Origin of the sequence: Mesorhizobium sp. WSM3224 (assembly GCF_000427725.1) — a bacterium.
Taxonomy (GTDB): Bacteria; Pseudomonadota; Alphaproteobacteria; order Rhizobiales; family Rhizobiaceae; genus Mesorhizobium.
The window spans coordinates 108,997-118,809 of sequence record NZ_ATYO01000023.1; the positions used below are offsets into that span (position 1 = coordinate 108,997).

Sequence of the window (9,813 nt, forward strand, 5' to 3'; positions counted from 1 at the left end):
TCCTCGTTTGCCCATATTCTCCAAAATCGCCGTTTCAGCTTCTTGCAGAAAATCGGCGGGCATCGGTTTGCCGCGTTGACTGATTTCCCTCCCGCACAACCTGAGAACAGAGCCCGATTGCGATAAGGGTCAGATCTGTTCCCAGGCGGAAGCATCCGTTGCTGCACTTCCACTCTGTGATACTTGCGTCAGCTCTGCTGCCGCTGCTGCTGCGGTGATCTCGTTGCGCAGCCAGCGGTGCTCGGGATCGCGATGGCACCGTTCATGCCAGATCAGGGCGACCTCGTAGGGGGTCAGTTCCACGGGCGGATCGACAATCGCTAGCGGCAGCAAGACGGCGATCCGCGTGGCGACGCGCCGTGGGACAATCAGCACCAGATCGCTCGTCGCGATCGCCGCCGCCGCCGTCAGAATATTTGAAACCAATACAGGATCGCGTTCCAGGAGTTCTAATTCGACCAATTCGTCATGCACCCGCCCGAAGCCATCCTTGGAGTCCGAGGCGATGGCAGCATGGCGCAAAGCCGCAAAGGTCTCGATCGTCCATTCCTGCGCCAAGGCTGGGTGGTCGTGGCGTAGCAGGCAGGCAAGGCGGTCAGCGTAGAGCGTACGGCGCAAATAGCCCAGTGGCGCAGCATCGATCTGACCAACGGCGAGATGAATTTCCCCCTGCTCAAGCCGCCGGAGAGCGCCGGCTAAACGCGGATCGGTAACGATATCGAGATTAGGCGCGTGCTGGCGCAGAAGCGGTAGAAGAGGCGGCAGCAAAATCAGCGCTTGGTGATCGGGCATCACCATTGTGGCTTTCGATCGCCATCTCTCGTGGGCGTAGTTGCGGTCCATCATCGCGCGGATAGCGTTCAAGACCGGCGGGAGGATCTTGGCCAGGCGCTCGGCCTGCGGCGTCGGAACCAGACTGGTCGATCCACGGACCACCAGATCGTCATTGAAAATTCCTCGCAACCTTGCCAGCGCTCGGCTCATGGACGGTTGGCTCACGCCCACGTGCCGAGCCGCATGCGTAACGTTGCGGTGCTCCAGCAGCGCCTCAAGAGCCAAGAGCAATTTCAGGTCAATTGATGCCAGCATTCGCTGTTGCCGTGCGGCCCGTGCGCCCGTGACAATCTGCTGCCGCCGCTCGCTGTTCTTTGAACTATTTCGGTCGTAAACGAGGTCGTTCATGCGCCTCTCCTTATCTTTCTGGCAGTGTGCTCAGGCCGGCGTCTTGAGATTTGAGATTGCGGGCCGAGTTCTTGCTGGTGACAGCAGCGATGTCTCGCTAGCTGAATCGACGCGGTTCGAGTTTGCAGGCCTCAATCAGCGAAGCAATCGCAGTCCGTTGGTATCGCCGACGAGCGCCTCCTGCGGTTTCGCCTGATGCAGGGGCAAGGCGCTCGCCAGGGACCGCTGCCTTCCTTCACCAAGTCGCGGCCCAGGGTGTACTCGCGACGGTATCGCCGCAAGCTGGACCGGCTTCCACACCTCAAGACTCATTCAGGGACCGGAGAAATTCGTCGCACCAGTGATGGACATCGTGGGTGCGAAGCGTCGTCATCATTGCATTCCAGCGCTCAATCCGATCCTCTAGGCGCATGATAAGAGCCTCTTCAATGGTACGCGCCATCTCCTCCGTGTCATAAGGATTGACCTGCATCGCACTTTTCATCTCTCTGGCTGCACCGCAAAAGCGCGAGAGTATGAGAACGCCGGGGTCAAGTGGATCCTGAGCAGCGACATACTCCTTGGCCACCAGATTCATTCCGTCACGAAGCGGGGTCACCAAACCTATGCGCGCCTTGCGGTAGAGGCCTGCCAACTCCGAGTGCCTGACTGGCTTATGAATGTAGTGCACGGGCACCCAATCGATGGTTCCGAATTCTCCATTAACGCGCCCCACCAGTTCGGCGATCTCCTTCTGAATCGCCAAATATGCCGGTATAACTCCTCTTGATTTCGGGGTGATCTGCAGCAGCAGCGTTTTGTCGACGCGTTGACAGTAGCGCCGCAGAAAAGCGCCAAAGGCGCCAATGCGCTTCTCAATCCCCTTTGAATAGTCAAGGCGGTCGACGCCGATCGCGATGTCATATCCAGCGATCCTCGGATAAGCCTTCTGCAGACGCTCGCCGCGCGCAGCTTGCTCGGCCAGGCTTTCGAAGTTTGCCGTGTCGATGCTGATCGGAAAAACGGCGCAGCGAGATTTGTTCTCATCGACTGCGCGGGAACGCTGTTCGACGGTTTCCCCCTGCTGCTCGCGCTCCAGACATTCGTTGAAATTGCTGAGATCGTAATCGGTATGAAAGCCGACAAGGTCATACGCCGAAAGCCCGCACAGCAAAGTAGCGTACATCGGGACGGTGGAGAGGATGTCTGCCGGCGGCCATGGAATGTGCAGGAAAAAGCCGATCCGGTTGCGCACGCCCGCCTGACGCAATTCTTCAGCGAGCGGTATCAAGTGATAATCGTTCACCCAAATGACGTCATCCTCGCGCAAGAGCGACTTCAACAGCCCTGCGAACATCTGATTGACATGATAATATCCGGACCTTCGTGCCTCGGTATATTCGGCGAGATCGGGACGGCCATGGAAGATCGGCCAAAGGACCCTGTTCGCAAAGCCGTGGTAATATTCGTCCAGATCCTTCTGCGAGAGATCGACAAGCTGGTAGCTGATGCCGTCGATTTCCCGCGGGATCAGCGCCGCTGGGGCCGCCTCGGATTTCACCTTCCCCGACCAGCCCATCCAGAAGCCTTTCTTTTGCTTGAGCGCCGCCTTCAGCGCAATGGCCACCCCGCCCGCTGGCGCCGACCCGTGTTCATCGGGCAACGGAACCCTGTTCGATACAACGATGAGTCTACTCAATTTCACCTCCTGCGGTTGCACGTCGCGAGAGCTCTGCTCCCAAGTTGTTCTGATTTTGCTGGCAATTGGATTGAGTTTGGTTGAGACTAAAGGCCGCTCGCGGTGGAGAGAATGCGCTAGACCCATGTGTTGAGCGACGGAGAACTATACTAGGATAGGGGTACATTTCTATATGAGCTTTCGTGGATATAAGATGTGCTAAAGAACATCTGGTTATGTGTTGCCGTGTCCGGTAATAAAGCAGTCTTCGCCGTGAGAAAGTCAAATTTTTCGAGGTTTCAGATGAAACGAGGTTGAATTCGATTGGGAGATGCATGAACGGAACCTACAGGCGCTGAACGCCGATGCCGCCGCCTGACGATCCGCGGGGAAGGGGATCTAGGAGAGAAGAAGATCGGCGCGTCTCACGGGCGAACGCTCCCGGGGAGGGGCCAACACTCAACGCTAAAATCGGGAAAACACGGCCCATAAAGTCTAGAAGCTTTGGCGAGCTCGGTTCCTGGGCCACATCAGCAATCCCGTGTAGGACCCATCTGTCCGCGCTATTGTGTCATACGCACAACGAAGATTGTGCCGCCTGCTGACCCTGCCTAATTTGGCCCAGCGTCCGGAAGCCCGAGATGCAGTCAACAGGAGTAACCATGAAGAACATTCTCGTCTTGAGTCAGGACGCTTCAGACAGAGAACTGCTTGTGGACTTCTTGTCTAGGCATGAATTCAGGATCAGTGCTGTCGAAAACGGCGAGCAGGCTGCCAGAAAGATGGTGTCTGAAGCGATTGATCTGGCAATTGTCGATCTGAGCCTCAGCCGGGAGGACGGTTTGCAATTCGTTCGGGAGTTTGGCGCCAACAGGAATCTTCCGATCATCATCATCAGCGCCGACTATCAGGATGAGGCCGACAAGGTGGTTGGGCTCGAAACCGGCGCCCGCGATTACATCACCAAGCCCTTTGGCCACCCGGAGTTCCTGGCCCGCGTGCGTGCCGCTATACGCCAGCGCCCGGGGCGCGACCGCAACGCGATCTTTAATTTCGATGACTGGCAAGTAAGCACCAAGCGTCGCCGCTTGCGCCGAGGGACGGATCTTGAAATCAAGCTCACGGCGGGCGAGTTCAGCCTGCTGATGGCCTTCCTCAAGAACCCAGGGCGGGTGCTTTCGCGTGAGCAGCTTTTGAAGGCGACCAGGGTCTATGATCAAGAAGTCTATGACCGCAGCATCGACGTGCTAATCCTGCGCCTTCGCCGTAAGCTGGGACACCGCTCGTCCTTTCAGTATATCCGCACCGAGCGCGGCGCGGGCTATGTTTTCGAGAGCGCCGTGGGCGTTGAGGAGCTAAGGACGCGCCGCTAACCTCCCTGTCCTTGCCGTCACGGCGTGTTCACCAACGTCTCATCGCATGTGATTTCTCGATGTGGGTTGCCGGTAGCGCCACAGGGCTCTGCGGACAGGCATCGAGAAGCTCGTCCGCAGACCAATGGACCTGAGGTACCTCGCTACTGCTTGAGCACGCGCGGCGCTATTTTTTTGGCAGCCGGAACCTAGATCCGTCGACGCGTCGGCATCAGCGAGCAATAGCAAAACGCCGCTGACCGTAGCGTTTCGCTGCTAACCAATGTATGCGGCGCGGGCATGGTGCGCGCCAGGATGGCGTCAGCAGCCACGCCCGGGTTTTCGCGAAGGTCGTTAAAAGATCTGGATGCGCATGACAATACGTCTGAATTACGTGCTCCTGTCTTGGCAATTGTGTCCGGGCCTCCGGCGCGGACCGTGCCAGGGCCTACAATCGGGCCAGCAGCGATTGGAGCAAGTGCCAACGAGCTCGGCTATTCGCGGACGCCTCTTGCGCAGATCCGCAGCGATCGACAACGCCCGGTGCTTCTGCTGGAGAAGCTCCTCGCTTGCATGCGGAAGTGTCCCGCCGGAGCGACTGGCGGCGCGACCACGCTCTCGATGAAAGTTCGTCCCAGTCCCGCGAAAACACCGGTGCAACACCCATTGTCGGGTTTGTCGGGTGCAATACGCTAGTGCGTTCGATCTTTCGCCCAGATGGGCCGAAAGGGTGAAATCGCGCGGAGATTTATTCGTTTTTCCTCCTGCGCCTCTGGCTCGATTTTTGCTGCTCTCGTCGCGACGGCGCACATGCTGTTGAGGACGCAACCCAACTGATGATGAAATGCCGCTGATTTCACGTGCAGGATCAGGACCGCAAGGAAAGATTTGTTGAGAATGGCCAGGATATTTGCATGTCGCCTTTCAAAATAGGCGTGGTCTTTTACTTGCGCACGGCGATGGGATGGAGTCTGCCATATGCTGCACTCGGATCTTGTCTGCTCACCTCCATGGCGGCGGGGCACGACAGTCTGCTCGATCACGCGAAATCGCTGTTCAGCCCCGTTCCCAAGAACGCGCCGGCCCTGGACGGCAATCCGGCGACTGCAGAGAAGCTCGAGTTGGGTAAGATGCTCTATTTCGAGCCGCGACTCTCGGCAGCGCACAACATCAGCTGCAACACCTGCCATCAACTCGGGCGCGGCGGCGCAGATGGGCGCTCCACCTCCCTTGGCGACCACTGGCAGCACGGCGGCCGCAACGCGCCAACTGTGCTCAACGCGGTGTTCAATACCGCTCAGTTTTGGGACGGTCGGGCAGCCGACCTGTCAGAGCAGGCGGGTGGGCCAATCGCCAACCCGATCGAGATGGGGAGCACCCCTGAGCAGGCCGTCGAGCAGCTCAAGGGCATTCCCGGCTATGTGGAGGCATTCCGAGCAGCCTTCCCAGATGAAATCGATCCTCTCGACTATAACAACATCGAGAAGGCCATTGCCGTGTTCGAGGCGACGCTGACCACACCCAACGCGCCGTTCGACCGGTATCTCGAGGGTGACGAGAACGCGCTCACGATCGAAGAAAAGGATGGTCTCAGGCTTTTCGTCGACAAGGGATGCTCCTCTTGCCATAACGGCATCAATGTCGGCGGCGGCATGTACGCCACCTTTGGGGTGGTCGAGAAGCCCGGCTGGGACTTCTTACCGCCCGACGACAAGGGCCGTATCCAGGTTACAGCGAGAGCCGACGATCAGTATGCCTTCAAGGTTCCGACCTTGAGAAATATCGCACTTACCGCCCCGTACTTCCATAGCGGCCGTGCATGGGACCTGGAGCAGGCCGTCGCGGTGATGGGCACAAGTCAGCTAGGCACCCAATTGGCGCCTGAGGAAGTCTCCAAGATCATTGCCTTCTTGGCGTCTCTAACAGGAGACCAGCCGCAGGTGACGTATCCGACCCTGCCTCCAAGCGTCGCCACGACGCCCAGACCTGCCCCTTGACCATCGGCCTCTAAAGGCGCCGGCTGTCATCCTCGGCCCAGACTCAACTTGGATCCGCAATGGTCATTAATTCCCTCAGAGGAGCTGCGCGAGTCTAACAGAGGCGCGCCCTGCGATGGTCGCGTGGAGCGCCGGATAGGCGCGGCGCAAACGAAGAGTTTGGTTATGGCTTGGCTTGTTGAGACGCGCCGCTCAGGCGGGTCTTTCTGCCGTGCTTACCCGTTATCCGGATTAGCGTCATAAACAAAGGCGCGATGTCGATTTCAGGTCGGATCTCGCCACAGGTCCGGTCGCTACTTTGCTCGCTCGCAGCCAGCCAAGTCACCGGCGGTTAAGGAGCTTTGCCTAACAAATCGTTTCGCAAGGAATGCCGTCCTTGTCTCGGTCCAATTTGCCTCCCCATGAGCAGTTTGCCAGATACCAGTTTGCTTCATCGCATGAGCTGATTTGAGAACATGGCCGACGCGGCTCGCACGAATAGCCACTCTGCGCGAGAAGCCTGCGGCTGACGAGGCCTCGTGCTTGGCCCGGCGCCGCCCTATCGGCATGCTCCGCTCGCCACTCCCAAGGTGCCTGAAACGGGCCGGCCCACACGCCGAGCTTTGCCGCTTCCGCCTTCACCTGCTGCAGTGCGTACGCGCCGTGGCTGTAACGGGGCCAATCCAAGGCGTGGCCGTGCTCTACCATCCAGGCGGACAGGCCGACACCGTCTGACCGCTGGCAGTCACCGACAAACCGGTCGTAACGATCCCAGGAGACCAACGAGCAGCGAACTGGCCTCGAGGTCGTCAAGAAGGCGTCTAACGCTTCGGCCGCACGCCGCCCGCAGGGATATTCGAACCCCTTGGCGTCCTCGCAATATTGCTTGCCCTCAGGAGCATCGATGCCGTTGAGACGAATGCGCTGACCATGGATCTCAATCGTGTCGCCGTCCACGACGGAGGCGACCCCAACGATTGGAGGCGGGCTCGGGCCGGTCAGATTCGAGAGACTGATCCCAGGCATGCGGTCGCTGTGCCGCGTGGCTGACTGGAGCGCTAAAGCGCCAGCAGCAGCCATCCCTAAGATCAGTCACCGTGGAATGGGTGCCCAACGCCGCACGCGTGAGCGCTTGGCGCCTGTGCGCTTTCGCCGCTCTTCAGACTGAGTGTCCCGCCGGGATTTATCCAAGTCCGTTCTCCCCGACGGAAGAATGCTTCGATGAGGGAAGAGAGTCCATAGTCGCGCCGTGTTGATGCACTGCGGGGCTGGAGGTGGGTGCCTTCCGTGTAACCGGCCGCCGCCTGAGTTGGCGCTCTCGCTTAGCGGCCTTCCTATTACCGAGTAGCCCGAAGCGCTGGCTCGGTCTTATCTCAACTATGTTCCCGTGACTGTGCCGAGCCGGTGGAGTAGCCGCCATTGGGAACGTGATCCGCGATCTATGTCTCCGTTTGGATGATTCTTAACTGGCCGGGAGTGTCGCGGTCGTCTCACCGGACATCCCTCTATGTGCCAACTCCGCGAGAAAGCGGCTGAACGGAACAATATCATGATGGACGCTGGCCCGCTCGAGGGCGGCCATAAGCCCGGCAGGCCCAGCAATTTCTCGCCACTCATTCTCCGATCCACAGCCACTTCCAGCTCCGTCGTCATCGCCTCTCCGCCAGTGAGTATCCGGCTGCCCGCGATCGCGTCTTCGCCACCTGGCGCGATGTCGCCGGTGCCGTGCTTGTAGGCTGATTAGGACTGGCTTGAGGGCTGCACGTGCGGCAGCTATGCCGATCAGGCGTCAAGTTGACAGTACCGCGTGTTAGAAAATGGAGGCCGGTGGACGCGCGTTTTTTCCTGTCAGCTTCTCGACAGCTAGTTGCGATAGCTTTTTCGTTGGCGTCCGAGTTCGCAATCCATTCGCCATTGAGACTTGGATCTGAGCCTGTCTGCGCAGATTTGCCAGCAGCCTATATTTTCGAATGGAGAATGACATGGATGGTTCTCGGTTCAATCCTCGGCAGTTGAACCCGTTTGCGCCAGGCTTCGCGCGGCAGAATACCGGCATGCACGTAGCGCAACAGGCGGACGCCGCGAGTCCGCAAGCGGACTTTGAGCAGCAGTTGAACCAACTGCAGCCTGGTTCGTCTGAGGAGAGCGCTGGAGGGCGCCGAAGCACGCATCTCGGCGTTTCACGGCCGGTGCCGTCGTTGCCCGATCCGCGTGACGACTTCATCCCTTGCCGCCAAACGTCGGAGGCGGCGGCACACGGACCCGGCCCAGGTCCGAATAGCCAACCGGAGTTTGCGGTGAACAAAGAGGTCCGCGTGGGCGCAAAACGTGACCGTTCCGGGCCCTTTCCCGAGGACAAGGAACTCGTCTCCACCTTCAAGAAAGTGGCCCGCGAAAGGATGTCCCAGCGGGCAGTCCTGGACTTGGGAAGCGATCTGCACCATCTTAGCCGCTGGCTGCGCCAGGAAAATCGGAGGCCCATATTCGACCGGTTTAACCGTGATTCACCTGACCATGCTTCTTTTGTAGCTGATGTGCAGGACTATCTGAAGGCTGGTGGCCGTTCTATTGTTGTTACGCACCTGAAAAAGGTTGCGCCAGGGAGCCTCCCGTCGCGAGACCTTCTAACTGCGGAGCTCCCTGCCGAAGACGTGAATCTTTTGACAAGGTTCCGGCTCGACGCCGAGCAGCGCAACATCGCCGCCAAAGGGACGATCAGACACATCCTTTCCGTATTTAGGCCGTTTGCTCGGTGGCTCCAAGACAACAACAAGGCCCCTCTAGCTTCTCAGTTGCAAGGCGGTTCGCTGGACAAGGAACTTTCGGAGTATCGGGCGGTGGGGGGGGACCCCCGGAACCGCCTTAAATCGGCTTTGGCTGATCTCCGGCGGTTCTTGCCTGGGCCTGAAGAGGCCGAAGGGCCCGAACCCCGTGGCATTGGGCGCCGTCGTAAGCTGACTCCTCATCCCGACGACGCCCCCTTGATCGAGGGCGCGCTCGGCCAAACGCTGAAAGATCTTGGTGCCCCGACTTTGGGGCAGAGGCAATCTGCGCAAGTGCGGGCTTCACGTCTTCGTGGACTGAGTGATTGGCTTCAAAGCCAGGGCAAGGGGAGCATAGCTGGCCGACTAAACGGTTCTAGGCAGGAGCAGATAAGGCTGGACAACGATGTGGTTGCGTTCCAACGGAGTGGAAGCGAAAGAAGAGTCTTTCTTCCCGATTTGTCGCATCTTCGGAACTACATAAAACTAGTCGAGGCCAATCGAGACCTGCGGCCGCAAGCACGTGAGCAGCCGGCTTTGCCAGCAGTGCTGGACGCTGGGCGGCCCAGCCCTTCGCAGGAGCCCCCCGCAACGGCTCAGAACGAGGGTGCCGGGGCTCGCTCGGGCACCTTCGGCGGTCTTCAGCCTTTTGTGGACCTGAATGCGCCCACGCCGTCCGATTTGCGCGACGACGCCCACTTTGCACCAGAGCACTCAGCCGGGGCTCGCTCAGGCACCTTCGGCGGCCTTCAGCCTTTCGTGGACCTGGATGCGCCCACACCGTCCGACTTGCGTGATGATGCGCACTTTGCACCGGCACACTCCACCGGGGCTCGCTCAGACACCTTCGGCGGCCTTCGGTCTTTTGTCGACCTGAATGCGCC

At 59.3% G+C, this 9,813-nt stretch carries 5 protein-coding genes and 1 pseudogene; 3 read left to right on the forward strand and 3 right to left on the reverse strand.

Translation table 11 applies throughout. The annotated features are described in order from the left end of the window. Positions 1-129: 129 nt before the first annotated feature. On the reverse strand, positions 130-1,089 hold the full coding sequence (locus YU3_RS37615) for a LysR family transcriptional regulator (RefSeq protein WP_245273669.1): 960 nt from the start codon (positions 1,087-1,089) through the stop codon (positions 130-132). A 394-nt stretch (positions 1,090-1,483) separates the two neighbouring features. Then, the gene (locus YU3_RS0126010; RefSeq protein WP_027168950.1) at positions 1,484-2,860 is read right to left on the reverse strand and encodes a trehalose-6-phosphate synthase; all 1,377 of its coding nucleotides are present in this window, start codon (positions 2,858-2,860) and stop codon (positions 1,484-1,486) included. A 641-nt stretch (positions 2,861-3,501) separates the two neighbouring features. On the opposite strand from YU3_RS0126010, the gene YU3_RS0126015 reads away from it, so the two are divergent. Together YU3_RS0126015 and YU3_RS0126020 are read left to right on the forward strand one after the other, a co-directional pair. After that, the gene (locus YU3_RS0126015) at positions 3,502-4,212 is read left to right on the forward strand and encodes a winged helix-turn-helix domain-containing protein (RefSeq protein WP_027168951.1); all 711 of its coding nucleotides are present in this window, start codon (positions 3,502-3,504) and stop codon (positions 4,210-4,212) included. Positions 4,213-5,051: 839 nt separating this feature from the next. Continuing rightward, positions 5,052-6,188, forward strand: a complete 1,137-nt coding sequence (locus tag YU3_RS0126020) for a cytochrome-c peroxidase (protein WP_280797901.1) — start codon at positions 5,052-5,054, stop codon at positions 6,186-6,188. A 345-nt stretch (positions 6,189-6,533) separates the two neighbouring features. On the opposite strand, the gene YU3_RS37620 is transcribed toward YU3_RS0126020, so the two are convergent. Then, positions 6,534-7,124, reverse strand: coding sequence for a thermonuclease family protein (locus YU3_RS37620; protein WP_245273667.1), 591 nt, complete (start codon positions 7,122-7,124; stop codon positions 6,534-6,536). 1,025 nt (positions 7,125-8,149) lie between these two features. Here YU3_RS37620 and YU3_RS0126035 point away from each other — a divergent pair. Further along, a pseudogene (locus YU3_RS0126035) lies at positions 8,150-9,813 on the forward strand (hypothetical protein); the annotation flags it as partial.